The 23,705-nt window shown below is 71.9% G+C and carries 21 protein-coding genes and 1 riboswitch; of the genes, 12 read left to right on the forward strand and 9 right to left on the reverse strand.

The features are described 5' to 3' along the window. Window positions 1-96: 96 nt before the first annotated feature. Window positions 97-498, reverse strand: a complete 402-nt coding sequence (locus ACFVIM_RS07425; RefSeq protein WP_384299688.1) for a hypothetical protein — start codon at window positions 496-498, stop codon at window positions 97-99. Window positions 499-742: 244 nt separating this feature from the next. Here ACFVIM_RS07425 and ACFVIM_RS07430 point away from each other — a divergent pair, with 244 nt between their 5' ends. From ACFVIM_RS07430 to ACFVIM_RS07455, 6 genes are all read left to right on the forward strand, one after another. Then, window positions 743-1,360 (forward strand): heme-copper oxidase subunit III, encoded by a 618-nt coding sequence (locus ACFVIM_RS07430; protein ID WP_384299689.1) that lies wholly within the window; start codon window positions 743-745, stop codon window positions 1,358-1,360. 75 nt (window positions 1,361-1,435) lie between these two features. Next, complete coding sequence (locus tag ACFVIM_RS07435) at window positions 1,436-2,248, forward strand: c-type cytochrome (RefSeq protein WP_384299690.1); 813 nt, start codon at window positions 1,436-1,438, stop codon at window positions 2,246-2,248. Then, window positions 2,245-3,321, forward strand: a complete 1,077-nt coding sequence (locus ACFVIM_RS07440) for a Rieske 2Fe-2S domain-containing protein (protein WP_384299691.1) — start codon at window positions 2,245-2,247, stop codon at window positions 3,319-3,321. Before ACFVIM_RS07435 ends, ACFVIM_RS07440 begins: the two co-directional genes overlap by 4 nt. Beyond that, window positions 3,318-4,958, forward strand: a complete 1,641-nt coding sequence (locus ACFVIM_RS07445) for a cytochrome bc complex cytochrome b subunit (RefSeq protein WP_384299692.1) — start codon at window positions 3,318-3,320, stop codon at window positions 4,956-4,958. Before ACFVIM_RS07440 ends, ACFVIM_RS07445 begins: the two co-directional genes overlap by 4 nt. A gap of 256 nt (window positions 4,959-5,214) precedes the next feature. Then, a complete protein-coding gene (gene trpD, locus ACFVIM_RS07450) occupies window positions 5,215-6,279 on the forward strand; it encodes an anthranilate phosphoribosyltransferase (protein ID WP_384299693.1) in 1,065 nt (354 codons plus the stop codon). A 108-nt stretch (window positions 6,280-6,387) separates the two neighbouring features. Further along, window positions 6,388-6,505: riboswitch (SAM riboswitch) on the forward strand. A 294-nt stretch (window positions 6,506-6,799) separates the two neighbouring features. Then, window positions 6,800-8,176 (forward strand): aminotransferase class V-fold PLP-dependent enzyme, encoded by a 1,377-nt coding sequence (locus ACFVIM_RS07455; RefSeq protein ID WP_384299694.1) that lies wholly within the window; start codon window positions 6,800-6,802, stop codon window positions 8,174-8,176. On the opposite strand, the gene ACFVIM_RS07460 is transcribed toward ACFVIM_RS07455, so the two are convergent. From ACFVIM_RS07460 to ACFVIM_RS07490, 7 genes are all read right to left on the reverse strand, one after another. Next, window positions 8,125-9,342: a glycerate kinase gene (locus ACFVIM_RS07460; RefSeq protein WP_384299695.1), complete on the reverse strand. Its 1,218-nt coding sequence runs from the start codon at window positions 9,340-9,342 to the stop codon at window positions 8,125-8,127. The genes ACFVIM_RS07455 and ACFVIM_RS07460 overlap by 52 nt on opposite strands. 29 nt (window positions 9,343-9,371) lie before the next feature. Further along, window positions 9,372-10,784, reverse strand: coding sequence for an SLC13 family permease (locus ACFVIM_RS07465; protein WP_384299696.1), 1,413 nt, complete (start codon window positions 10,782-10,784; stop codon window positions 9,372-9,374). 382 nt (window positions 10,785-11,166) lie between these two features. Continuing rightward, window positions 11,167-11,829 (reverse strand): response regulator transcription factor, encoded by a 663-nt coding sequence (locus ACFVIM_RS07470; protein WP_384299697.1) that lies wholly within the window; start codon window positions 11,827-11,829, stop codon window positions 11,167-11,169. After that, the gene (locus ACFVIM_RS07475; protein WP_384299698.1) at window positions 11,826-13,340 is read right to left on the reverse strand and encodes an ATP-binding protein; all 1,515 of its coding nucleotides are present in this window, start codon (window positions 13,338-13,340) and stop codon (window positions 11,826-11,828) included. Before ACFVIM_RS07475 ends, ACFVIM_RS07470 begins: the two co-directional genes overlap by 4 nt. Then, on the reverse strand, window positions 13,279-13,641 hold the full coding sequence (locus ACFVIM_RS07480) for a hypothetical protein (RefSeq protein WP_384299699.1): 363 nt from the start codon (window positions 13,639-13,641) through the stop codon (window positions 13,279-13,281). Before ACFVIM_RS07480 ends, ACFVIM_RS07475 begins: the two co-directional genes overlap by 62 nt. 175 nt (window positions 13,642-13,816) lie before the next feature. Continuing rightward, window positions 13,817-14,098 carry an Lrp/AsnC ligand binding domain-containing protein gene (locus ACFVIM_RS07485; protein ID WP_384299700.1) on the reverse strand — a complete coding sequence of 94 codons (282 nt, stop codon included), beginning with the start codon at window positions 14,096-14,098 and terminating at the stop codon, window positions 13,817-13,819. Further along, window positions 14,095-14,838, reverse strand: coding sequence for a rhomboid family intramembrane serine protease (locus tag ACFVIM_RS07490; protein ID WP_384299721.1), 744 nt, complete (start codon window positions 14,836-14,838; stop codon window positions 14,095-14,097). Before ACFVIM_RS07490 ends, ACFVIM_RS07485 begins: the two co-directional genes overlap by 4 nt. Window positions 14,839-15,112: 274 nt before the next feature. Between ACFVIM_RS07490 and ACFVIM_RS07495 the strand changes: the two genes are divergently transcribed. The 5 genes from ACFVIM_RS07495 to ACFVIM_RS07515 all read left to right on the forward strand — a co-directional run bounded on the left by ACFVIM_RS07495 (window position 15,113) and on the right by ACFVIM_RS07515 (window position 21,103). Then, complete coding sequence (locus ACFVIM_RS07495; protein ID WP_384299701.1) at window positions 15,113-15,355, forward strand: hypothetical protein; 243 nt, start codon at window positions 15,113-15,115, stop codon at window positions 15,353-15,355. Between the two features lie 41 nt (window positions 15,356-15,396). Beyond that, window positions 15,397-16,758 (forward strand): NYN domain-containing protein, encoded by a 1,362-nt coding sequence (locus tag ACFVIM_RS07500; RefSeq protein ID WP_384299702.1) that lies wholly within the window; start codon window positions 15,397-15,399, stop codon window positions 16,756-16,758. 434 nt (window positions 16,759-17,192) lie between these two features. Beyond that, window positions 17,193-18,218 carry an NlpC/P60 family protein gene (locus ACFVIM_RS07505; protein ID WP_384299703.1) on the forward strand — a complete coding sequence of 342 codons (1,026 nt, stop codon included), beginning with the start codon at window positions 17,193-17,195 and terminating at the stop codon, window positions 18,216-18,218. Between the two features lie 483 nt (window positions 18,219-18,701). Next, the gene (locus ACFVIM_RS07510) at window positions 18,702-19,724 is read left to right on the forward strand and encodes an NlpC/P60 family protein (RefSeq protein ID WP_384299704.1); all 1,023 of its coding nucleotides are present in this window, start codon (window positions 18,702-18,704) and stop codon (window positions 19,722-19,724) included. Window positions 19,725-19,777: 53 nt separating this feature from the next. Then, entirely contained in the window at window positions 19,778-21,103 is a 1,326-nt protein-coding gene (locus tag ACFVIM_RS07515) for a hypothetical protein (protein ID WP_384299705.1), read from the forward strand. A gap of 19 nt (window positions 21,104-21,122) precedes the next feature. Here the strand turns inward: ACFVIM_RS07515 and ACFVIM_RS07520 are convergent, their stop codons facing one another. Beyond that, window positions 21,123-22,373, reverse strand: a complete 1,251-nt coding sequence (locus ACFVIM_RS07520) for a glycosyltransferase 87 family protein (RefSeq protein ID WP_384299706.1) — start codon at window positions 22,371-22,373, stop codon at window positions 21,123-21,125. A 136-nt stretch (window positions 22,374-22,509) separates the two neighbouring features. Between ACFVIM_RS07520 and ACFVIM_RS07525 the strand changes: the two genes are divergently transcribed. Then, the gene (locus tag ACFVIM_RS07525; RefSeq protein ID WP_384299707.1) at window positions 22,510-23,652 is read left to right on the forward strand and encodes a glycosyltransferase family 4 protein; all 1,143 of its coding nucleotides are present in this window, start codon (window positions 22,510-22,512) and stop codon (window positions 23,650-23,652) included. Window positions 23,653-23,705: the final 53 nt, after the last annotated feature.

Here is a 23,705-nt window from a genome sequence, read left to right on the forward strand (position 1 = left end):
TCCCCGTCGGGGGCACCGGGCACGGGCGTGTCCGACGCGTGGGTCAGAAGGGCCCTGAGGGGCCTCCCAGGGCGTACGGAAGGGTTTACGGCACTCTTATGCCGCCCCGGCCAGACGGCCCCGCAGCAGCCCCGCCAGCGCCTCCGCGAACTCCACCGGCTCCACCGGCAGCGTCACCGCCGCCTCGGCCCGGCTCCAGGTGGCCAGCCAGGCGTCCTGGGGCCGCCCGATCAGCAGCAGCACCGGCGGGCAGTTGAAGATCTCGTCCTTGATCTGGCGGCAGACCCCCATCCCGCCCGCCGGGACGGTCTCCCCGTCCAGGACACAGACATCCACCCCGCCCGCTTCGAGCCGGGCGAGCACGGCCGGGAGCGTGGCGCACTCGATGAACTCGACCGGGGGAACGTCAGCCGCGGGCCTGCGTCCCGTGGCCAGCCTCACCTGTTCGCGGGTGTTGGCGTCATCGCTGTAGACCAGCACGGTGGCGGTCGGCTGCATCGTTCCTCCGTGACTTCGACGGTTCGCTGTTCTCGGACCACGTGTCGGATCAAGCACCAGTGGGCCGGATGCTACTCGTTCCAACTGCCCCGGGGCAGCGGTTCGGACACGCCTTCGATGGGCCGTTCGGGCACACCGTGATCAGGCGGCCGACCGGGAACGACACTGGAACGGTCCACTATCAGTGCCACGGACACACCGAACGGCACCCCCCGGAGTGAGGGCGGGATAAGCGACCGACATAATGTCGGTCGTGGCGACAGCAACGACAGTAGAAACCGGGCACGCGCACCCGTCGGTCAATCGGCCGAACCTCACCAGCGTCGGAACAGTCATCTGGCTCAGTTCCGAGCTGATGTTCTTCGCGGCCCTCTTCGCGATGTACTTCACTCTGCGCTCAGTGAGAGGCGCCGAGTATTGGTCCGAGCGGGCCGACCTCCTGAACTTCCCGTTCTCGTTGACGAACACCACGATCCTGGTGCTCTCCTCCCTCACCTGTCAGCTCGGCGTCTTCGCCGCCGAGCGCGGTGACGTGAAGAAGCTCCGGACGTGGTTCATCGTCACGTTCATCATGGGCGCGATCTTCATCGGCGGCCAGGTGTACGAGTACACCGAGCTGGTCCAGCACGGGCTCTCCCTCTCGTCTGACCCGTACGGATCGGTGTTCTACCTGACCACCGGATTCCACGGACTGCACGTGCTGGGCGGACTCTTCGCCTTCCTGCTGGTCCTGGGGCGGACGTACGCGGCCAGGCGATTCACCCACGAGCAGGCGACCTCCGCCATCGTCGTGTCCTACTACTGGCACTTCGTCGATGTCGTCTGGATCGGCCTCTTCGCCACGATCTACATGATCAAGTAACGGCACGGGCACCCGTTGCCCGACGTACTCAGCCCAGAAGCATCGACGCAGAAAATCCTGACACCGGGGTAATCCGTGAAAAAGCTCTCCGCACGACGACGCCATCCGCTGGCGGCGCTCGTCGTCCTCCTTATCGCGCTGGCGGCCACGGGGGGGCTGTACGCCGCGTTCGCGCCCGCGGACAAGGCGCAGGCCGATGAAACCGCCCAGTCCCTCGCCATCGAGGAGGGCAAGAAGCTCTACACCGTCGGCTGCGCCAGCTGCCACGGAACCAGTGGTCAGGGCACGACCGACGGCCCGAGCCTGATCGGCGTCGGCTCCGCCGCCGTCGACTTCCAGGTCGGCACCGGCCGTATGCCGGCCCAGCAGCCCGGCGCGCAGGTGCCCAAGAAGAAGGTCGTCTACACGCAGGCCGAGATCGACCAGATGGCCGCGTACATCGCCGGCCTCGGCGCCGGCCCGATCACGCCGACCGAGAAGCAGTACAGCCCCAAGGGTGCCGACATCGCCAAGGGCGGTGACCTCTTCCGTACCAACTGTGCCCAGTGCCACAACTTCACCGGTAAGGGCGGCGCCCTGACCAACGGCAAGTACGCCCCCAGCCTGGAGGGTGTCAGCGCCAAGCACCTCTACGAGGCCATGCTGACCGGCCCGCAGAACATGCCGTCCTATCCTGACGGCGTGCTGCCGGAGCAGGAGAAGCGGGACATCATCGCCTACGTCGAGGAGATGAACGACCCCAAGGTGGCGGCCAACCCCGGCGGTCTGAGGCTGGGCGGTCTCGGCCCGGTCGTCGAGGGTCTGTTCGCCTGGATCTTCGGTCTGGGCGCGCTCATCGCAGTCGCCGTCTGGGTCGGTGCCCACACCGCTAAGGCCAAGAAGTCATGAGTAGCCAAGACATTCCAGAGAACCTGCCGTCAGAGCAGGCCGCCGCGCACGACGCGGCCGGGCACGGCAGCACCGCCGTAGCCCACCGGACGGACGACAACCCGTTCGCCGACCCGGGTCTGCCCGAGCACAAGCCGCGTATCCAGGACATCGACGAGCGGGCCGCCAAGCGGTCCGAGCGCACCGTGGCACTCTTCTTCGTGCTCTCGATGCTCGCGACCGTCGCCTTCATCGCGTGCTTCGTGATCTTCCCGGTCGACAAGCTCGTCTACATCTGGCCCATCGGCCGGGTGAGCGCGCTCAACTTCTCGCTCGGCCTGACGCTGGGCGCGGCGCTCTTCTTCATCGGCGCGGGCGCGGTCCACTGGGCCCGCACCCTGATGTCCGATGTCGAGGTCGCCGACGAGCGTCACCCGATCGAGGCGTCGCCCGAGGTCAAGGCCAAGGTCATGGCCGACTGGAAGGCGGGCGCCGAAGAGTCCGGCTTCGGCCGCCGCAAGCTGGTGCGCAACACCATGTTCGGTGCGCTGGCGCTGGTCCCGCTCTCGGGCGTGGTGCTGCTGCGTGACCTCGGTCCGCTGCCGGAGAAGAAGCTCCGCTCCACCCTGTGGGCCAAGGGCAAGCAGCTCATCAACATGAACACGCACCAGCCGCTGCGTCCCGAGGACATCACGGTCGGTTCGCTGGTCTTCGCGATGCCCGAGGGGCTCACCGAGGAAGACCACAACTTCCAGTCCCAGATCGCCAAGGCCGCCCTGATGATCGTCCGGATCCGTCCCGACGACATCAAGGACAAGCGGGAGCTGGAGTGGTCCCACGAGGGCATCGTGGCGTTCTCCAAGATCTGCACCCACGTCGGCTGCCCGATCAGCCTCTACGAGCAGCAGACCCACCACGTGCTCTGCCCGTGCCACCAGTCCACCTTCGACCTCTCCGACGGAGCCCGTGTCATCTTCGGCCCCGCGGGTCACGCACTGCCGCAGCTGCGGATCGGTGTGAACGCTGAGGGCAACCTCCACGCGCTCGGTGACTTCGACGAGCCCGTCGGTCCTTCCTTCTGGGAGCGCGGATGAGCACTGTGACCGAGACCCAGGCCACCAAGGCCAAGGGCAAAGCGCCCGCGGGCGAGCGCGTCGCCGACTGGGCCGACGGCCGGCTGGGGATCTACACCCTGGCCAAGGCCAACATGCGCAAGATCTTCCCGGACCACTGGTCCTTCATGCTCGGTGAGATCTGCCTCTACAGCTTCGTCATCATCATCCTCACGGGTGTGTATCTGACGCTGTTCTTCTCGCCGTCGATGAACGAGATCGTCTACCACGGCTCGTACGTCCCGTTGCAGGGCGTGCGGATGTCGGAGGCGTACGCGTCGACCGTGGAGATCAGCTTCGATGTCCGCGGTGGCCTGCTGATCCGGCAGATCCACCACTGGGCCGCGCTGATCTTCGTCGCCGCGATGATGGTGCACATGATGCGCGTCTTCTTCACCGGCGCGTTCCGCAAGCCGCGCGAGGTCAACTGGCTCTTCGGCTTCCTGCTGCTCGTCCTCGGCATGTTCACCGGCTTCACCGGCTACTCGCTCCCGGACGACCTGCTCTCCGGCACCGGTGTCCGCTTTATGCAGGGCGCGATCCTGTCCGTGCCGGTCGTCGGCACGTACATCTCGATGTTCCTGTTCGGCGGGGAGTTCCCGGGCCACGACTTCGTCGGCCGGTTCTACTCGATCCACATCCTGCTGCTGCCGGGCATCATGCTGGGTCTGCTCGTGGCCCACTTGATCCTCGTCGTGTACCACAAGCACACCCAGTACGCGGGTCCGGGCCGCACCGAGAAGAACGTCGTCGGCATGCCGCTGCTGCCGGTCTACATGGCCAAGGCCGGAGGCTTCTTCTTCCTGGTCTTCGGTGTCATCTCGGTGATCGCCGCCATCGCGACGCTCAACCCGGTGTGGAGTATCGGCCCCTACCGGGCGGACCTGGTCTCCACCGGCGCCCAGCCGGACTGGTACATGGGCTTCGCCGAGGGTCTGGTCCGTGTGATGCCCAGCTGGGAGATCAACGCCTGGGGTCACACCCTGGTCCTGGGTGTCTTCATCCCGCTGCTGGTCTTCCCGCTGATGCTGGCCGCCATCGCCGTCTACCCGTTCATCGAGTCCTGGGTCACCGGCGACAAGCGCGAGCACCACATCCTGGACCGCCCGCGCAACGCCCCGACCCGGACCGCGTTCGGTGTGGCCTGGCTGACCGCGTACTTCATCATGCTGGTGGGTGGCGGTAACGACATCTGGGCCACGCACTTCAACCTGTCGATCAACGCGATCACCTGGTTCGTCCGGATCTTCTTCTTCGTCGGACCGGTCCTCGCCTTCATCGCCACGAAGCGCATCTGCCTGGGTCTCCAGCGCCGCGACCGCGACAAGGTGCTGCACGGTCGCGAGACCGGCATCATCAAGCGACTGCCGCACGGTGAGTTCATCGAGGTCCACGAGCCGCTCAGCCAGGGCGCGCTCTACACCCTCACCTCGCATGAGCAGCCCAAGCCGCTGGAGCTCGGCCCGACGGTCGACGAGAACGGTGTCGAGCGCAAGCCCGGCATCATCGAGAAGACCCGGGTCAGCCTCAGCAAGGGCTTCTACGGGGAGGGCAACCAGATCCCCAAGGCCACGCCGGAGGAGTACAAGGAGATCAGCGAGGGCCACGGCCACCACTGATCGCGGGTGACCGGCCCCTCCGGCCGGTCACCGCACCGGCCGCGAGGCCGGGACACCGGTTCACCGAGCCACAGAGGCTCAGACAGATCGAGAGATCGACTGATCACACGGATCGACTGACCGACTGATCGCCACAGCGCGGAGCCCCGTCCAACCGCCGGACGGGGCTCTTCGCCGTTCCCCGCACTGGATAGGGTGGACGGTGTCCCCCGTTCGGGACACTTCCCAGTCGATTCGATGGACCCTGGAGCGGACCATGAGCGTTGAGACCCCGGCAGGCGGCGACAGCGGGCTGGCCCACTCCTGGCCCACCGTTCTCAACGCCCTCCTCGACCAGCGCGACCAGAGCGCCGACGCCACCGCCTGGGCGATGGACCGCATCCTCAGCGGTGCGGCCACCGACGCCCAGATCGCGGCCTTCGCCGTCGCCCTGCGGGCCAAGGGCGAGACCGTCGAGGAGATCTCCGGACTCGTCCGGACCATGTACGCCCACGCCCACCTCATCGACGTCCCCGGACCCAGCGTCGACATCGTCGGCACCGGCGGTGACGGCGCCAAGACCGTCAACATCTCCACCATGTCCGCGATCGTCGTCGCCGGTACGGGCGTGAAGGTCGTCAAACACGGCAACCGCGCCGCCTCCAGCGCCTCCGGCGCCTCCGACGTCCTGGAGAAGCTCGGGGTCAACCTGGAACTGTCGCCGGGGCGCGTCGCCGAGGTCGCCGAAGAGGCGGGCATCACCTTCTGCTTCGCGGTGAAGTTCCACCCCGCGCTGCGGCATGTGGCCGCCGCCCGCCGCGAGATCGGCATCCGCACCACCTTCAACTTCCTCGGCCCGCTGACCAATCCGGCCAAGGTCACCGCCCAGGCCACCGGCGTCGCCGACGCCCGCATGGCGCCGATCCTCGCGGGCGTCCTCGCCGAACGCGGCTCCACCGCGCTGGTCTTCCGGGGCGACGACGGCCTGGACGAGCTGACCACGACCGCGACCTCCCGGGTCTGGGTGGTACGGGACGGGGCCGTCCGGGAAGAGCGCTTCGACCCCCGGGATGTCGGCCTCGACCTGGTCCCGGTCGAAGCCCTGCGGGGCGCCGACGCCTCCTACAACGCGGATGTCGCCCGGCGGCTGCTCGCGGGGGAGCGGGGGCCCGTACGGGACGCGGTGCTGCTGAACTCGGCGGCCGCGCTGGTGGCGCTGGATCCGACGGCGGCGCCGCTGGCGTCGCAGCTCTCGGACGCGATGGGGCGGGCGGCGGAGTCCCTCGACTCCGGCGCGGCCGCCACCTCCCTCACCCGCTGGATCACCGCGACCACCGCCTGACCGGCCGCCCCACCCCTCGGGCCCCGGGCCGACGCCTGGGGCCCGAGGGGTGTCCGGATGGTGGGCCGGGGTTGCGGGGGGTGGGGCGGGTGACATAGCGTCCTCGCAGGTCATGAGCGACAGCGACTACGGCCCCGGCCCGCTGTCCGGCAACCCTCCGTCCGTGGCGGGGTGCCCCGGGTGAAGACCAGGCCGCTGGCAGCGAGGCCCGCGGCAAGCGCGGACCCCTGCGAACCCTGGGGTCCTGGTCCTCAAGGGAGCAGTCTCGTGAGCAAGCGAATGCGCTAGGGCTGAACGCCCCTTCTTCAGCACCCTTCTCACCCCCACCCCGGCTGGTCGCGGTCGCGGTCGCGTTGATGGAACGCGCGCGTCCCGGTCCGTACTCGGTCCCATACCTGGGTAGTTCCGACACCTCTCGACGTCTATGCCCGCGCTCCGGCGCCGGTCGAGGTATCGGTATGTCCCGGCTCCCGGCCCGGTGGGTGTCCCCGTCTTCCGCCCTGCCGCCAGGAGTTCCGTCATGTCCGCTCACGCCCACGCCGCCGCCGTCATCGACACCGCCGCCCCGCTGCCCGTCCTCGGCCGGGATGTCACCGTGCCGCTGGTCACCGGGGGCGAGGTCACCTACGCGGCGCTGGACTACGCCGCCAGCGCGCCCGCGCTCCAGCGGGTCTGGGACGATGTGGCCGCGTACGCGCCGTACTACGGCAGCGTGCACCGGGGGGCGGGCTATCTCTCGCAGCTCTCCACCGATCTCTTCGAGAACAGCCGCGCGACGGTCGCCGAGTTCCTGGACTGTCGGGACGGTGACCAGATCGTCTTCACCCGTTCCACGACCGACTCGCTCAATCTGCTGGCGGCCGTGATCCCGGCCGGGTGTGAGGTGTTCGTCTTCGAGACCGAGCACCACGCGTCGCTGCTGCCGTGGCGGGACGCGCGGGTGACGTACCTCAACGCCCCCCGTACCCCGCAGGAGGCGGTCACCACGCTGGAGCGGGCGCTGGCGGACCGGGACCCGTACGGGCCCGCGCTGGTCTGTGTGACGGGCGCGTCGAACGTGACCGGTGAGCTGTGGCCGGTACGGGAGCTGGCCGCCGCCGCGCACGCCCACGGCGCCCGGATCGTGCTGGACGCGGCGCAGCTCGCGCCGCACCACCCCGTCTCCGTCCAGGAACTGGACGTGGACTGGGTGGCGTTCTCGGGGCACAAGCTGTACGCGCCGTTCGGCGCCGGGGTGCTGGCCGGGCGGGCCGACTGGCTCCAGGAGGCGGAGCCGTACCTGGCGGGCGGCGGTGCCTCCCGTACGGTCGCGCGCCGGGCGGACGGCGGGGTGGCGGTCGAGTGGCACACCACGGCCGCCCGTCATGAGGCCGGTTCGCCGAACGTGATCGGCGCCTACTCCATCGCCTCCGCCTGCAAGGCGCTCACGGAGGCCGGGTTCGAGGGGCTCGTGGCGCGGGAGCGGGAGCTGATCGCCACCGTCCGCGAGGGGCTCGCCGCCGTCCCCGAGGTGCGGATCCTCTCCCTCTTCGGCGACGACGCGCCGCGCGTCGGCGTGATCTCCTTCGTGGTGGAGGGCTGGAACAGCTCCCACTTCGCCGCCGCGCTCTCCGCCGAGTACGGGATCGGGGTGCGCGACGGCCTCTTCTGCGCCCATCCGCTGGTGCGGACCCTGCTCGGCAGCGACGCGGAGCAGCCGGGGGAGTGCGGCGCCCCGGAAGCGGCGCCGGGCGAGCGGTCGCTGAACGCGATCCGGGTCAGCTTCGGGGCGGGCACCCCCGACGAGCACGTCGAGCGCTTCGTACGGGCCGTACGGGAACTGGTCACCGAGGGCGCCCGGTGGAACTACCGCACCGAGGACGGCCGGTGTGTCCCGGACCCCACCGGCTCGTTCTGAGCCGACAGCCGGGTCCCGATCAGCACCATCCGCATCGCGCGCTCGGTGGCGTCGGTGAGGAACTCGCCGCCCCGGCTGAGGGCTTCGGTGAGGCTGACCGGCGCGGGCAGGATCGAGCCGTAGGCGTCGACGCCCGCCGCGCGCACCTGGTGGGCGCCGTCGCCGAGGGTGCCGGCGAGGGCGAGCACGGGCCGTCCGTACCGCTTGGCGCGGCGGGCGACCTCGGCGGGGACCTTGCCGCGCGGGGTCTGGTGGTCCAGCGCGCCCTCGGCGGTGAGGATCAGATCGGCGCGGGCGAGCCGGGCGTCGAGGTCGAGATGGTCCAGCAGGACGTCGAAGCGGGGGAGCAACTGGGCGCCGAGGGCGGCCAGCCCGGCGCCGAGACCGCCGGAGGCGCCGGTTCCGGGACCGGTGTAGAGGTCGGTACGGAGGTCGAACCGGCCGCCGAGATCGCGGGTCAGAACGTCGGCCCAGTGTTCGAGGGCCGACGCGAGATGCTCGACCTGGGCGGGGGTGGCGCCCTTCTGGGGGCCGAAGACGCGGGCGACCCCGCGTTCGCCGCAGAGCACGTTGAACGGGTTGCAGGCGACGCGTATCTCCGTCTCCCACAGCCGCGGGTCGAGCCCGGAGGTGTCGATCCGGTCGAGGGAGCGCAGCCGGCCGCCGCCCCGGGGCAGCTCCCGGCCGTCGGCGTCGAGCAGCCGGGCGCCGAGCGCCTGGAGCGCGCCCGCGCCACCGTCGGAGGTGCCGGAGTCGCCACAGCCGACGAGGATCCGGCGGGCCCCGGTGTCGAGGGCGGCGCGGATCAGCTCACCGACGCCGTAGGTGGTGGTGGCGCTGGGGTCGCGCAGGTCGTGCGGGACCAGGGAGAGCCCGGCGACCGCCGCCATCTCCACCACGGCGGTGGACTCGTCGTCGCCGAGGAGGGCGAAGTGGGTGCCGACGCGGTCCCCGGTGGGGCCGGTGGCCCAGAGCGGCACGAGCCGGCCGCCGCTGGCGACCGCGAGCGCGTGGGCGGTGCCCTCGCCGCCGTCGACCAGCGGGATCAGATCGATCTCGGCGTCGGGAACCACCCGGCGGACCCCCGTGGCGATGGCCTCGGCGGCGCTTTCGGCGGACAGGGACTCCTTGAAGCCGCTGGGGGCGACGGCGATGCGGGTCAGCATGGGGAAACTCCTTGAGGGTTGAGCGGGCGTCAGCGGACGGGCACGCCGAGCAGCGGCCAGACGGCGACGGCGAACAGGAGCACGAGAGCGGCGGTCAGCGGGGCCAGGAAGACCGAGAGCCGCAACAGGTCACGCGGGGTGTAGGTGGGCACGCCGGGTATCTCCGCGAAGAGGGTGACCGGCTTGGCGGAGGCGGGCAGCGTGTGGCAGAAGCCCGCGGCGGCGGTGGAGGCCAGCGCGGCGGCCACCGGGTTGACCCCGGCGCCCACGGCGGCGGCGACCACCAGGGGCACCAGGACCGAGGAGCGTGCGGAGCGCGACTGGAGGACGAGATGGGCGGCCGTGGAGACCAGCACCACGACGCCGAGGAAGACCCACGGCGACAGATCCAGCGGCACCCCGCCGACCAGCCACTTCGCCGCGCCCGAGTCGGCGAGCGCCACGCCCATGGCCATGGTGGCGGCCATGAAGAGCAGCATCGACCAGGGCACCGTCTTGAGCGCGTCCTTCAGCCGTACGGTCCCGATCGCGGGCGACGCCACCACGACGGCGCCGATCAGGGCGACGACGGCGGGTGAGACCCGGTGCAGCGGTTCGCTGCACCAGAGCGCGATCACCGTGGCGAGCAGGCTCGCGCAGCGGGTCTCCGCGGCCGACCAGGGGCCCGTGACGGGCTGCTCGCTGTGTTCCTGGATCTGCTCGGCGGTGATCTCGACCGGCCCCTGGCGGTCGGCCCTGCGGGTGGTCGTCAGGAGCACCACCTCGGCCGCCAGATGGGACGAGACGATGGCCAGCGGCAGTCCGATCAGCAGCCACTCGGTGAAGCCGATCCGCTCACCGACGGACTCCCAGAGCACCGAGACGGTGATCAGATGTGCTCCGGCGCCGATCAGGGTCGCGACGGCGGAGAGGAGGATCACGGTCGGGAAGAGCAGTGCCAGCATCACGACCAGTCGCTTCCGGTCGGCCAGGACCTTGGCGAGGGCCAGGAAGACCGGCATGGCGAGCGCGGCGCGCCCCGAGGTCGCCGGGACCGCGAACGCGGTGACCACCAGCGCCGCCGTCGTCAGATGCACCAGCTGACGTACGGTCCGGGCGCCGCCGACCAGGAACGCCGCCGCCCGCCCGGCGAGACCGGTCCGCGCCACCGCCGCCGCCAGCACGAACGCGCAGATCAGCAGCCACACCGTGTCGTCACCGAGCGGAGCGAACAGCTCCTCGCTGTCGAGCACCCCGGTCGCGGTCAGCGCCAGTCCCGCGCCGAGCGCGATGTACGTGTCGTCGATCGGGGTCGCGATCCAGGCGGCGGTCGCGAGGGTGAAGACGGCGAGGGTGATCCGGGCGTCGGTGCCGAGACCGGGGAAGTTGCCGGGGACGGCGAGCAGGGCGACGAGGGAGAGGGCCAGACAGGCCGTCACCCCCTGTCGGAGGTTCAAGGTCACATGAGAGAGCGTTCACCTGGGCGGTGAGCCTTCCATGAGCCATTCATGAGAGGAACTTCATGGGTGGGGGGTGTGGGGGTGTGGCCGGACGCCTTCCGCCCCTGGGGCCGGGGGATCCGCGGGCGGGAGGGTGCCGGGCCGTGCGGGACGGCGCCGGGCTCCGCGGCAGGGAGGGCGCCGGGCCCGCGGGACGTGGCGGGCGGGGTGAGGAGCGTCAGGACATACGGGAGGGGTCGAGCGTACGAGGAAGCCGAGGACAGACGAGGGCAGACAGGGACAGACGGGGACAGACGGGGGCGGCCCTACGAGGAAGGCCGGGACAGACGGGAAAGGGGCGAGCGGACCTCCGCTCGCCCCTCCCCTCACCTGGAACCCCGGCCGCTCACTCCGGCAGCCGGTACCCCATCCCCCGTACCGTCTCCACCCGTTCCGCGCCCAGCTTCTTGCGCAGCGCGCGGACATAGACGTCCACGATGTTGGAGCCCGGGTCGAAGTCGTACCCCCACACATGGGAGAGGATCTGCTCCCGGGAGAGCACCTGGCCCGGATGGCGCAGGAAGAGTTCCAGCAGCACGAACTCCCGGGCGGTCAGATCCACCATCCGCTCGCCCGAACGGGCCCGTCGGGTGCGCAGGTCCAGGGTCAGTTCGCCGCTGCGCAGGACCGTCACCTCGGGGGCGCGGGCCGCCGTGCGGAGTCTGAGCCGCACCCGGGCCAGCAGCTCCTCGAAGCGGAACGGCTTGGTCATCCAGTCGTCGGCGCCTCCTTCGAGACCGGCCACGGTGTCCCGTACCGAGTCCCGCGCGGTCAGCACGATCACCGGCACCGAGACCCGGGCCTCGCGCAGCTGGCGCAGCACGGTGAAACCGTCCTTGCCGGGCAGCCCGATGTCCAGGACGACCAGGTCGAAGCCGCCGGTGAGCGCGTAGTCGAAGGCGCTGTCGCCGTCACCGACGACGGTGGTGGTGAAGCCGTTGGCCCGGAGGCCCTTCTCGACGAATGAGGCGATCCGCTCCTCGTCCTCGACGATGAGTATGCGGTTCACAGCTCGGTCTCCCTCACGTCCGTCTGGTCCTGGAGTACATCCTGGAGAACGAGGACGAAGGTGGCCCCGCCACCTTCGGTCGGCCTCAGCTCGACCCGTCCGCCGTGCCCCTCGGCGATGGCCTTGACGATGGCGAGACCCAGGCCCGCTCCGGTGGCGCGGGCGCCGCGCCGCGCGGTGCCGCGCCGGAAGCGCTCGAAGATGACCTCGGCGTCCTTGGGCTGGACTCCGGGTCCTTGATCGGCGACGTACAGTTCGACCAGGCCCTCGCTCTCGCGCGAGCCGATGCTGATCCGCTGGCCCGGCACGGTGTGCTGGACGGCGTTCTGCGCCAGTTGCACCATGGCCTGGGTGATCCGCTGGGAGTCGACCAGCACCTCGGCGTCGGCGGCCCCGGCCAGCCGCCAGTCCCGCTCGCCGAGCGCGCGGGCCTTGACGAAGACATCGGCGGTCAGCTCCCCGAGCTGGGCGGGTGCCCGGCTGACGAAGTCGGGCCGCTCGGCCTTGGCGAGCAGGAGCAGGTCCTCCACGATCCGGCTCATCCGCTCCAGCTCCTCCAGCACGATCCGGATGGTCTCCTCGCGTTCGGCCGGATCGTCTCCCATCAGCTCCAGATGGCCCCGGACGATGGTGATCGGGGTCCTCAGCTCATGGCCCGCGTCGTCGACGAACTCCCGCTGCGCGGCGAAGGCCCGCTCCAGCCGGTCCAGCATCCCATTGAAGGTCTCCGCCAGCGCCGCGATGTCATCACGGCCCTGGACGGGGATCCGCCGGGTCAGATCCTGTTCGTTGAGCTCGGCGGCGGTGGTGCGGATCAGCCGTACGGGCATGAGGATGCGGCCCGCCACGGCCCAGCCGATCCCGGTGGTCATCAGCAGCGCGATGCCGGAGATCGCCAGCAGCATGGTGAACACGTCCTTCACCTTGGCCTGCTCGGCCTCGGGATGGACGGCGACCACGAAGGAGGCGTCCGGATAGGGCGGACTCGACACGATCTCCACCTTGGCCCAGCGGACCGGGTCGACATGCCGGTTCACGGTGCCGGTCGCCTTGGTGGAGCGGAAGATCTCCGTCAGTGCCCGGTCGTCGTCGACCAGCGGATGGGACATCCGCAGTTCGCGCGACTGCTCCTTGACGTACGGAGTCTCGCCCCGCACGCCGAGGAGTCCCATCAGCTCCTCGTCGGAGTCGGGGTACTGCCGTTCGAGGAAGAGTTTGAGCAGCCTGCCGGGGTCGGTTATGGAGCCGCCGGTGTCGGGGTCCACTCCCTTCTCGACGAAGCTGGTGAACTCCTCCGCCTCCTGGACGAGATGGCCCTGGATGCGGTGGTCCATCTCCCGCAGCAGCACCGAACGGGTCACGGTGGCGACCGCCCCGAGGGCGACCGCCATCACCAGCAGCAGCCAGAGCAGAATGCGTATGCGCGCCGACACCCAGCGGCGTACCGGGTCAGCCGTCGTCACCGGAGTCGTCGCCGCCGGGGCCGTCATCGTCCTGTCCGGGGCCGTCATCGTCGTCGTCTCCACCGGGCCGCGCGGGCGGCGACGGCGCGCTGGGCGCGGGCGGCGGGGTCGAGGGGCGGGCGGCGGGTGAGGAGCCGGAGGTGGACGGGGACTCACTGACCGGGGGGCCGACGGTCTCGTCGGAGGGCGACGGCACGACGCCGGGCGCGAGCGAGCTGGTGGGCAGCTCCACCTTCGGCGGCACTTTGCGGTCGTCCGGTCTGTCAGTGAGGGCGTAACTCGTCACCGCGATACCCAGGGGTATCGCGACGACGGCGGCGAGGGCCGCTATGCGATGCGAGAAGACCATGAACGTGATGATGACGGCCCAGGTGAGGCCGCTGTATGAGGCGCGGATGAAAACGTCTTCATCTTTGCCTCAGCCTTCCGCTTACGTCCAGCGCGATCCCTGTGAGCTGGGACTCAGGAGCGTGGTCGGCAGTCCGGCCGGCGGTCAGGTCGGAAACGTCGGGTCGGACGCCGGGTCAGGAGTCGAGCCCGAGGGCGAAGGCCGCTTCCAGGTCGTGCTGGGAGTAGGTACGGAACGCCACATGCGTGTCGGTGGCCCGCACCCCCTCGATCTTGCTGATCCGCCCGGGGATCACCTCGGCCAGATCGTCATGGCGGGCCACCCGCACCAGCGCGATCAGGTCGTAGGTGCCGGTGACCGAGAAGACTTCGTGAACACTGTCGAGCGCGGCAATCGCCTCGGCGATCTCCGGGATGCGGTCCACGCTGGTCTTGATGAGCACGATCGCGGTGATCACGGCTGACTGTCTCCCTCGGTGCCCGCTGACTGGACCTTCACTCTATCCGTACGGTGAAAACGCCCCCAGGCGTACAGGAAGCCGAGGGCGAACCCCACCAGATGCGCCAGGTACGCCACCCCCACTCCGCCCTCTCCGGCGCCGGAGGCCGCGAGCCACTGGAGGGCGAACCAGAAGACCAGCACGATCCAGGCGGGAAAGCGCAGCGGCAGAAAGAAGAGGAACGGGAAGAGGCTGGTGACCCGGGCCCGGGGGAAGAGGAACAGGAACGCGCCGAGCACCCCCGAGATCGCCCCCGACGCCCCTACCAGGGTCTGCCCGGACCCGGCGTGGGCGGCCGCGTAGCCGAAGAGCGCCAGCGCCCCCGTCCCCAGATAGAAGAGGAGGAACTCCAGCTGTCCCATCCGCTCCTCGGCCATGGCGCCGAAGACATGCAGGAAGAGCATGTTGCCGAGGAGGTGGAGCCAGTTCCCGTGCACGAAGAGCGCGGTGAGCAGGGTGGGCGGAGAACCGGGGGCCGCCCGCGTCAGCTCGACCGGAATGACCCCCCACCGTTCGAAGTAGGCGGACTGCGCCGCGAGCGCCCCCTCGCCCCCGCCATATCCGGGATGGAGCCCGGAGACCGGGCTGACCAGGAAGACCGCGCAGCAGACCGCCATCACTCCATAGGTCACCGTGGGGCCCGTCGCCGCCCAGCGGAACGCGCCCATGGCCCGGTTCGCGGCCCGTCGCCCATCCATCACGGGACAGATCATGGCGTAGGTGAGCGGACCGGTACAGAGTGCCTCGCCGTGCCCCTGGAGGCCCCTGAGGACATAGAGTTACAGGGAGTACACCCGCAGTTCGACGGCGCACCGCGGCATCCGCTCCCCGTATGAGCCACCACCGGTCATACGGAGAGAACCAGAGACACCGGGGCACCGGGGGAACCGGAGAGACGGGGGCGCGCGAGCACCGCGCGTCCGCCAGACTTCGGGAGACCCCGGCGGACTCCCCGGAGAAAGAGGTCCCACCATGACGACGGTCCCCTCGCCGACGGCCCGGACCCGCTGGCGCTGCACGCTCTGCGGCAATCTCACCCGCTTCGACGTGACCCGCTCCTCCAAGGTCGTCGAGTACGTCCATCTGGACCTGGCGGGAGAGCCCGCGGTCGAGGAGCGCGAGGTGCTCAGTGAGACCATCGAGTCCGTGCGCTGCCGCTGGTGCAGTGCCGTGGACAAGATCGAACTGGTGGACAGGCCGGGCGCCGACTCCTGACGGGAGCGGCCGGGCCGGCGAGGGTAGTGGGGTGACGGATCGTGGAGCAGCCTGACCGGGAGGCGGAACCGGCCGGTACGGCCGGGGACGCCGCCGAGGCGCTCGACCGGCCGTTGCCGGAAGGCGTACGCAGGCGGGTCGTGGCCCTGGTCTCGGACGCCTTCGGTGGGCTCACGCCCGGGGAGCTGCCGGTGCAGCTCCGTCAGTACGTCCGGTTCACGCCCTCGCGGCGGTCCAAGTTCGCGGGCAACGCGATGGCCGCAGCGCTGGAGGGCGACCCGGTCTTCCGGCAGCGCATCGGTGAACGGCTGGCCCTGGCCCAGCCCGAACTCAGCGCCGCCCTGACGGCCGGGTCGCCGCCCGCCGCGGCCGACCCGCTCGATGTGGCCGCCGCCGCGTACGTGCTGCGCCCCGCCGGGTGGGTCAAGCTGGTCGCCGCCGCCGGTGAGGAGGCCCAGCGCGCCGACGCCGAGCGGGCCGACGAGGCGGGCCGGCGCGAACTGGAGCGGCTCCGGGAGGAGCTGGTCGAGGCGCGCGGTATGACCAAGAGCGAGACCGAACGGCTCCGGGCCGAGCTGGAGAGCGTCCGCCGCGAGGCCGAGGCGCTCCGGCGCAAGATCCGCAGCGCCCAGAGCGACCTCAAGCGCGGTGAGGCCGCGCTGCGGCGGGCGAGCGAGGAGAACGAGACCCTGCGGACCGATTCGGCGGCCCAGCTCTCCTCCGCCGAGAGCGAGAACCGGCGGCTCAAGGCCCGGCTCGGTGAGGCCGAGGCCGCCGTCGAGGCCGGGCGGCGCGCCGCCCGCGAGGGCCGTTCCATCGAGGACATGCGGCTGCGGCTGCTGCTGGACACCGTGCTGGACGCGGCCCAGGGGCTCCGCCGGGAACTGGCGCTGCCGCCCGCGGCGACGCGTCCGGCCGACACCGTCGACGCGGTCGCGCCCGGGCGGATGTCGCCCAAGGACATCGCGGCCCGGGCCCTGTCCGAGACCGATCCGGCCCTGCTCGACCAGCTTCTGGCGCTGCCCCAGGTGCATCTGGTGGTCGACGGCTACAACGTCACCAAGACCGGCTATCCCACGATGCCGCTGGAGAAGCAGCGGCTGCGGCTGCTGGGTGGTCTCTCCGTGCTCGCGGCGCAGAGCGGGGCCGAGATCACCTGCGTCTTCGACGGCGCCGAGCTGGCGGCCCCGGTGCTGCTGGCGCCGCCGCGCGGGGTACGGGTGCTCTTCTCCAAGGCCGGGGTGACGGCGGACGAGCTGATCCGGCAACTGGTGCGGGCGGAGCCGCCGGGGCGCCCGGTGGTGGTGGTCTCCACCGACCGCGAGGTGGCGGACGGGGTCGCGAAGGCGGGTGCCCGGCCGGTGGCCTCGGCGATGCTCCTCAAGCGGCTCTCCCGGGTCTGACGGGGCTGAGTCCGGGTCACGTCGGGGGCGGGCTGCGCCCGGTGTGCCCGGCCGGACGTCCCCTGACGCCCCGGGAACGGTGGCGGCGCCCCTTCGCTGGGCCCCGGGTGGGCCGGGGGCGCGCGGTCCGGCGGAGCCCGTAACCCGGCGTGATGGGTTCGCGTCGCTTTCCGGCCGTTCGGGCGCCGATGGTGAACCCCTGCTCGACGGGCGGAGGTTGGGAGATGTCCGTGATGGGCGGTCTGTGTGGTCATCGGTGAGCTGTGGGCGCACGGGACGCGAGTAAAGAATGTCCGTCGCGATCGAGTTTTTTCTCAGGAGGATTTGAACTGATCACAAGAGGGTCACTATGGTCGCCATCGAACCTTCGCGCGGTTGATCACCCATCCGGGGTGACAGTGAAGGCGTCGTGAGGAAGTAAGGAGCTCGACTCCGTGGCGTCCCACCGTCGTCCCAAGCAGCCGGGCCGCGCGCGAGTGACCGTGCTCACCGCGACCGCCGCCGCTGCCGTCGCCCTCACCTCCCAGACCGCCCAGGCCGACCCCAAGCCCAGCAAGAGCGAGGTCAAGGCCAAGGTCGACAAGCTCTACGAAGAGGCCGAGAAGGCCACGGAGAAGTTCAACGGCGCCCAGGAGCGCCAGGACAAGCTCCAGAAGCAGGTCGACGCCCTCCAGGACAAGGTGGCGCGCGGCCAGGGCGAGCTCAACGAGCTGCGGGACTCGCTCGGTTCGGTCGCCAGCGCCCAGTACCGCTCCGGCGGTATGGACCCGGCGCTCCAGCTGCTGCTCTCCTCCGACCCGGACAGCTATCTCGACAAAGCCTCCACGCTGGAGCAGCTCGGCGCCAAGCAGGCCGAGGCGATAGCCGACATCCAGGCCAAGCAGCGCACCCTCGCCCAGCAGCGCAAGGAGGCGCAGCAGACTCTCGGCGACCTCGCCGACACCCGCACGCTCCTCGGTGGCAAGAAGCGCGAGGTGCAGGGCAAGCTCGCCGCCGCGCAGAAGCTCCTCAACTCCCTCAGCGCCCAGGAGCGCGCCGAGATCAAGGAGGAGGAGACCCGCGCCAACCGCACCAGCCAGCGCGCGGATCTCGGCAAGACCGCCTCCGCCTCCAACCGGGCCGCCGCCGCCTTCGCCGCCGGGCAGAGCAAGATAGGCACGCCGTATGTCTACGGCGCCTCCGGCCCCAACTCGTTCGACTGCTCGGGCTTCACCTCCTGGGCCTTCGCCCAGGCGAATGTCTCCATTCCGCGCACCTCCCAGGCCCAGGCCAACATCGGGCAGCGGATCTACCAGCAGAGCGACCTCAAGCAGGGCGATCTGGTCTTCTTCTACAACGACCTGCACCACGTGGGCTTCTACGCGGGCAACGGCCAGATCCTGCACTCGCCGCGCACGGGCGCGGTGGTGCGGTACGAGTCGATCAACAACATGCCGTTCCAGTTCGGCGTCCGGGTCTGATCCGACGCGAGGCGGAGCGCCCGACGAGGCGCGGTGCCGGGTGGCCGTCCGTCCACCGGGTGCCGCGCCTTCCGTCAGTACCGCGTCCGTCGGGCCCGCCGCCGTCGGTACCGCGTCCGTCGGTACCGCGTCCGTCAGCACCGGGCCCGGCCCGCCGTGGGGTGTCCCGTGCGCGCCGGCCCGGAACCTCGGGTAGCCCGTCATCCAGGCCGTCCAGGCCATGTGGGCCAGGGGCGTAGGCCGCCCGCCCGGCTCCGGCGCTCGCTGTCGCCCCACGGGCGACACACCCCCCGAATGAGGGAATTCCCCGCCCGCGCCCCGGGCACCCGCCCGCCCGATGACCTCACACTCCCCTCCTCGGGCGCACATCTGTGCCCGTCGCGGCGTCTTTGGCCGCCCCCCTCCCGCCCGGCTACTGTCTGCCGCGCAACAGCCCTCGTACGGCCGCCAACCGGCCTCGCAGAGCGGAAGGGAGCGCGGCACGTGGCGTCCCATCGACGGCCCTCCTCGCCGGGTCTCACACAGAGCGCCAGGGTCACCGCCGTGTCGGCGACCGTGGTGGTGACCGCCGCCGGGCTCGGGGGCGGGATGGCGGGAGCCGACCCGGGGGAGCGCCGTGAGGACGCGCGGGCCACGGTGGACCGGCTCTTCGCCGAGGCCGAGCAGGCCACCGAGCGCTACAACGAGGCCGGGGAACGGGTCCGGTCGCTGCGCGGTCGCGTGACGCGGGCACAGGACGCCGTCGCGCGCGGCCAGGAGCGGCTGAACCGGATGCGGGGCGCGCTCGGGGCACTGGCGGGCGCCCAGTACCGCTCCGGTGGTGTCGATCCCGCCCTCGACCTGCTGCTTTCCGCCGACCCCGACAGCTATCTGACCCGGGCCGAGCTGCTGGAACGGGTCAGCCAGCGCCAGGGTGCCGCGCTCGACCAGTTGCGCCACGCCCAGCGCCAGCTGGGCCAGCAGCGGGCCGAGGCCCTGCGGGACCTGGGGGAGCTGGAGCGGTCCCGGGCGGTCGTCGCCCGCCACAAGCGCGCGGTCACGGCCAAGCTCGCGTCGGCGCGCCGGGTCCTCAACGCGCTGCCCCCGGCCGAGCGCGCCGCCTTCGGCGCCGGTTCCGGGATGACGGGGCTCCCCGAGGAACTGACCGGGCCCGCCGCCTCCGGCCGGGCCGCCGCCGCTGCCGCCGCCGCCCGGCGCGCGCTGGGGCTGCCCTACGTATGGGGGGCCAACGGGCCGCGCGGCTTCGACTGTTCCGGTCTGACCCAGTGGGCGTACGCGCAGGCGGGTGTCTCCATCCCCCGTACCTCCCAGGCCCAGCGCTACGCGGGCCGCCAGGTCTCCCTCGCCGAGGCGCGCCCCGGGGATCTGGTCACCTACCGCTCCGACGCCAGCCATGTCGCGATGTACATGGGCGGCGGTCAGGTGATCCACGCGCCCTACCCGGGGGCGTCGGTGCGCTACGACCCGGTCGGGATGATGCCGATCGCGTCGGTGACCCGGGTCTGATACCGGCCATCCGGCTGGACCCGGCCGCGGACACCTTCCGTACCATCGGCGCGATGGCTGATCACGGACGGACGGCGCCGGGCGCCGGGCGCGCGGCCCCCGGACCGCTGCCCCGGCGCGGCTTCCTCGCGCTGCTGGCGCCCGCGCTGCTCGCGGGCTGTGACGCGGCGCAGAACCCAGAGAACCCAGAGAGCGCAGAGAGCCCAGAGAGCCCAGAGAGCGCGGAGAGCGCGGAGAGCGCGGAGTCCGCAGCGAGCCCGGACGGCGGCTCGCGCGGCGACCGGCGGACCCGGACCGGGGTCCAGCGTGCCCTCGACCGCCGCGCCGGGGCCGCGCTCGCCGGGGACGAGCACACCTATCTGGCGGCCTTCGCGCCGGAGGCGACCGCCGTACGGGAGACCGCGCGGCGCGAGTTCCGCAACCGTACGGAGCTTCCCGTCAGCACCTGGGAGTACCGGGTGCGCACCGCCGGGCGCCGGGGGCGCGCGGCCGTCGCCGAGGCCGAGCTGCGGTACCGGATCGGCGGCCCGGACACCGAGCCCCTCAGCACCCTCCGGACGCTGGAACTCCGGCTGGACGGCGACCGTTGGCTGGTCACGGGGGACCGCGCCGCGCCCGGCGCCCTCCCGCAGCTCTGGCAGCAGGGACCGGTCCGGGTCGGGCGCGGACGGCACGCCCTGGTCCTCGCCGTCGGCCAGGATCCCGCCCGGGTGAGCGCGGTGGCGGCGCGCGCGGACCGGGCGGTGCCCGCCGTGACGGCCGTCTGGCCCGAGCCGTGGGACCGGCGGCCGCTGGTGCTGCTGCCCGCCTCCCTGGAGGCGATGGGCGCCCTGCTGGGCCGGCCCGCCGCCGGGTTCGCGGGCGTCGCCGCCGTCACCACCGCCGACGGCGGCCGGGTGGTGGTCAACCCGGTGGCGTACGGACAGTTGCCCGCGTTCGGCCAGCAGATCGTGCTCACCCACGAGACCACCCATCTCGCCACCCGCGCCCACACCACCGCGACCACCCCGATGTGGCTCTCCGAGGGGTATGCGGAGTGGGTGGCGCACCGGGACACCGGCCGTACCCCCGCCGAGACCGCGCCCGTGCTCCACCGTGCCGTCACCCGCGGCGAACCGCCCACCGCCCTGCCCTCCGCCGCCGACTTCGCCTTCGGCGGCGGCCCCGACGCGCTGGCACGGGCGTACGAGGGCGGCTGGCTCGCCTGCGCGACGGTCGCCGACCGGTGGGGTACCCGGGAGCTGACCCGGCTCTACCGCGCGGCGGCCCGGCGACCGGTGGACGCGGCGCTGCGCGAGGTGCTGGGCGTGGGCACGGCCGAGTTCACCGAGGGCTGGCGGGCCCATCTGACGGACCGGCTGGGCGAGGCGGCGGGGTAGCGGGGGAGCGGGTCCGGGGTCACACCCCCACCAGCCGCCCCGTCTCCCCGTCCGTCCCGCCTTCCGTCCCGCCTTCCGTCCCGCCTTCCGTCTCTACGGTTCGCCGTACCGCCCGCGCCGCCCGCCACAGCCGGGCGCACGCCACCCACGCCGCCGCCACCAGCAGCGCGTTCCGCAGCACCAGCGCCAGCACGCCGGGCCCCTCCCCGTCGACCACGTCCGCGAAGAGCAGCGGGAACTCGATCACCGTCAGCCCGGCCGCCGCCAGGACCAGCAGCGCGGGCAGGGCCATCCGGCTCGCCGTGACGGACAGACAGACCGCCGCCAGACCCACCAGCCAGAGCAGATACTGCGGGCTGATCACCCGGCTCGTCGTCGTCAGCAGCAGCACCGCCGTGAACGCCGCGTCATAGAGCGTCGCCGGGCCGTACACCACCGCCCGCAGCCGCCACACCGCCAGCCAGGCCAGCGCCGCCACCGCGAGGGCCAGCGCCAGCGCCGAGACCAGAGGGACGGCGGGACCCACGAACTCCACCGAGCCGTAGCGCAGCTCCACCCGGCCCGGCCAGCCGAGGGGACGGGCCGCGTGGAAGACCAGCGCGCCCAGCGACTCCACCTCCGTACCCCGGTCCCGCTGGGCGGTGAGGAAACCGAGGGAACCCGGCAGCGCCACGGCGAACCCCACGGTCAGCGCGGCGGCCACCGCGCCCGCCGCGATCCCCGCGCGCCGCGCCGACCGCCCCGGCGCGACACCCGTGAGCAGCAGCACCGGCCAGACCTTGAGCAGCGCCCCGAACCCGGCGAGGGCGCCCAGCAGCGCGGGCCGCCGCGCCCCCGCGAGCAGCGCGGCGACCGCGACCGCCACCACCATCAGGTCATAGCGGGCATAGGCGGTGGGCCCGAGCAGCGGCACGCCGCAGACCCAGGCCCAGGAGCCGCGCCGGGACCGGCCGGGCCGGTCCTCCCCGTACCGCAGCAGCGCCAGCACCGCCGCGTCGCAGAGCAGGACGAGGAGGGAGAAGGCGGTCGGATAGTCGAGGGAGGGGAGCAGGGCGGGGGAGAGCAGGGGCAGGGCGGCGGCGGGCGGGTACTGCCAGGTGACGTCGTCCACGGGGAAGGTGCCGGAGCGCAGCGACGCGTACCAGCCCTGGTAGATCACCGAGACATCGGTGGTGACATCGGGACCGGGGAACGTCAGCGCTCCGAGCGCCCAGAGCAGCAGCACGGCACGGGTGAGCGCCCAGAGGGCGAGCTGCCGCAGACGTGCCATACGGCCCCCTTTTTGTCGCGCTCTGCGGGGTTTCGGAGTCGTCTGAGCGGGTCCATGATGCCTCCGGGGGACGCCCCCGGCCGGTGAGGCGGGGCCGTGCGGCGCGCCGGAGCACGTTCGGTACTGTCGGCGGACGATGCACAAGACCTTGATCGTGACCAATGACTTCCCGCCCCGGCCCGGCGGGATCCAGGCGTTCCTGCACAACATGGCGGTACGGCTCGACCCCGACCAGGTCGTCGTCTACGCCTCCACCTGGAAGCGCGGGCGCGAGGGCGCCGAGGCGACCGCCGCGTTCGACGCGGAACAGCCGTTCACCGTCGTCCGGGACCGCACCACCATGCTGCTGCCCACCCCCCGGGTCACCCGCCGCGCGGTCGCGCTGCTGCGGGAACACGGCTGCGAGTCCGTCTGGTTCGGCGCCGCCGCCCCCCTCGGGCTGATGGCGCCCGACCTCCGGCGGGCGGGCGCGCGCCGGATCGTCGCCACCTCCCACGGCCACGAGGCGGGCTGGGCCCAGCTCCCCGCCGCCCGGCAACTGCTGCGGAGGATCGGCGAGGGCACCGACACGATCACCTATCTGGGCGAGTACACCCGCTCCCGGATCGCCTCCGCCCTCACCCCGGAAGCGGCCGCCCGGATGACGCATCTGCCACCCGGCGTGGACGAGACCACCTTCCACCCCGGCTCCGGCGGCGAGGAGATCCGCCGCCGCCTCGGCCTCGCCGACCGGCCCGTCGTCGTCTGCGTCTCCCGCCTGGTGCCCCGCAAGGGCCAGGACACCCTCATCCGGGCCATGCCCGCCATCCTGGCGCGTGTCCCCGACGCCGTCCTGCTGATCGTCGGCGGCGGGCCGTACGAGAGGGAACTGCGCCGACTCGTCGAGACCACCGGCGTCGGCGACTCCGTCCGCTTCACCGGCGCCGTGCCCTGGAGCGAACTCCCCGCCCACTACGGGGCCGGGGACGTCTTCGCGATGCCGTGCCGCACCCGGCGCGGCGGCCTCGACGTGGAAGGGCTCGGCATCGTCTACCTGGAGGCGTCGGCGACCGGACTGCCGGTGGTCGCCGGGGACTCCGGAGGCGCGCCGGACGCGGTGCTGGACGGGGAGACGGGGTGGGTGGTGCGGGGCGGCTCCGCGGCGGAGGCCGCGGAGCGGGTCACCGAGCTGCTGCTCGACCCCGAGTTGCGGCGGCGCATGGGTGAGCGGGGCCGCGCCTGGATCCACTCCACCTGGCGCTGGGACCTCCTCGCCACCCGCCTCCGCGCCCTCCTGTAGCCGGGGCCCTTGTGGGCACGGGTTCCGCCCCGGGCGGAACCCATGCCCACGAA

It is taken from the genome of Streptomyces sp. NPDC057638 (genome assembly GCF_042800315.1).
Lineage (GTDB): Bacteria > Actinomycetota > Actinomycetes > Streptomycetales > Streptomycetaceae > Streptomyces.

Bases quoted from the DNA above. Each gene is read 5' to 3' on its own strand.
- ACFVIM_RS07425 (WP_384299688.1), bottom strand. From the start codon at position 498: ATGCAGCCGACCGCCACCGTGCTGGTCTACAGCGATGACGCCAACACC.
- ACFVIM_RS07430 (WP_384299689.1), top strand. From the start codon at position 743: ATGTCGGTCGTGGCGACAGCAACGACAGTAGAAACCGGGCACGCGCAC.
- ACFVIM_RS07440 (WP_384299691.1), top strand. From the start codon at position 2,245: ATGAGTAGCCAAGACATTCCAGAGAACCTGCCGTCAGAGCAGGCCGCC.
- ACFVIM_RS07445 (WP_384299692.1), top strand. From the start codon at position 3,318: ATGAGCACTGTGACCGAGACCCAGGCCACCAAGGCCAAGGGCAAAGCG.
- trpD (WP_384299693.1), top strand. From the start codon at position 5,215: ATGAGCGTTGAGACCCCGGCAGGCGGCGACAGCGGGCTGGCCCACTCC.
- ACFVIM_RS07455 (WP_384299694.1), top strand. From the start codon at position 6,800: ATGTCCGCTCACGCCCACGCCGCCGCCGTCATCGACACCGCCGCCCCG.
- ACFVIM_RS07460 (WP_384299695.1), bottom strand. From the start codon at position 9,342: ATGCTGACCCGCATCGCCGTCGCCCCCAGCGGCTTCAAGGAGTCCCTG.
- ACFVIM_RS07475 (WP_384299698.1), bottom strand. From the start codon at position 13,340: ATGACGGCCCCGGACAGGACGATGACGGCCCCGGCGGCGACGACTCCG.
- ACFVIM_RS07480 (WP_384299699.1), bottom strand. From the start codon at position 13,641: ATGGTCTTCTCGCATCGCATAGCGGCCCTCGCCGCCGTCGTCGCGATA.
- ACFVIM_RS07490 (WP_384299721.1), bottom strand. From the start codon at position 14,838: ATGGATGGGCGACGGGCCGCGAACCGGGCCATGGGCGCGTTCCGCTGG.
- ACFVIM_RS07495 (WP_384299701.1), top strand. From the start codon at position 15,113: ATGACGACGGTCCCCTCGCCGACGGCCCGGACCCGCTGGCGCTGCACG.
- ACFVIM_RS07515 (WP_384299705.1), top strand. From the start codon at position 19,778: ATGGCTGATCACGGACGGACGGCGCCGGGCGCCGGGCGCGCGGCCCCC.
- ACFVIM_RS07520 (WP_384299706.1), bottom strand. From the start codon at position 22,373: ATGGCACGTCTGCGGCAGCTCGCCCTCTGGGCGCTCACCCGTGCCGTG.
- ACFVIM_RS07525 (WP_384299707.1), top strand. From the start codon at position 22,510: ATGCACAAGACCTTGATCGTGACCAATGACTTCCCGCCCCGGCCCGGC.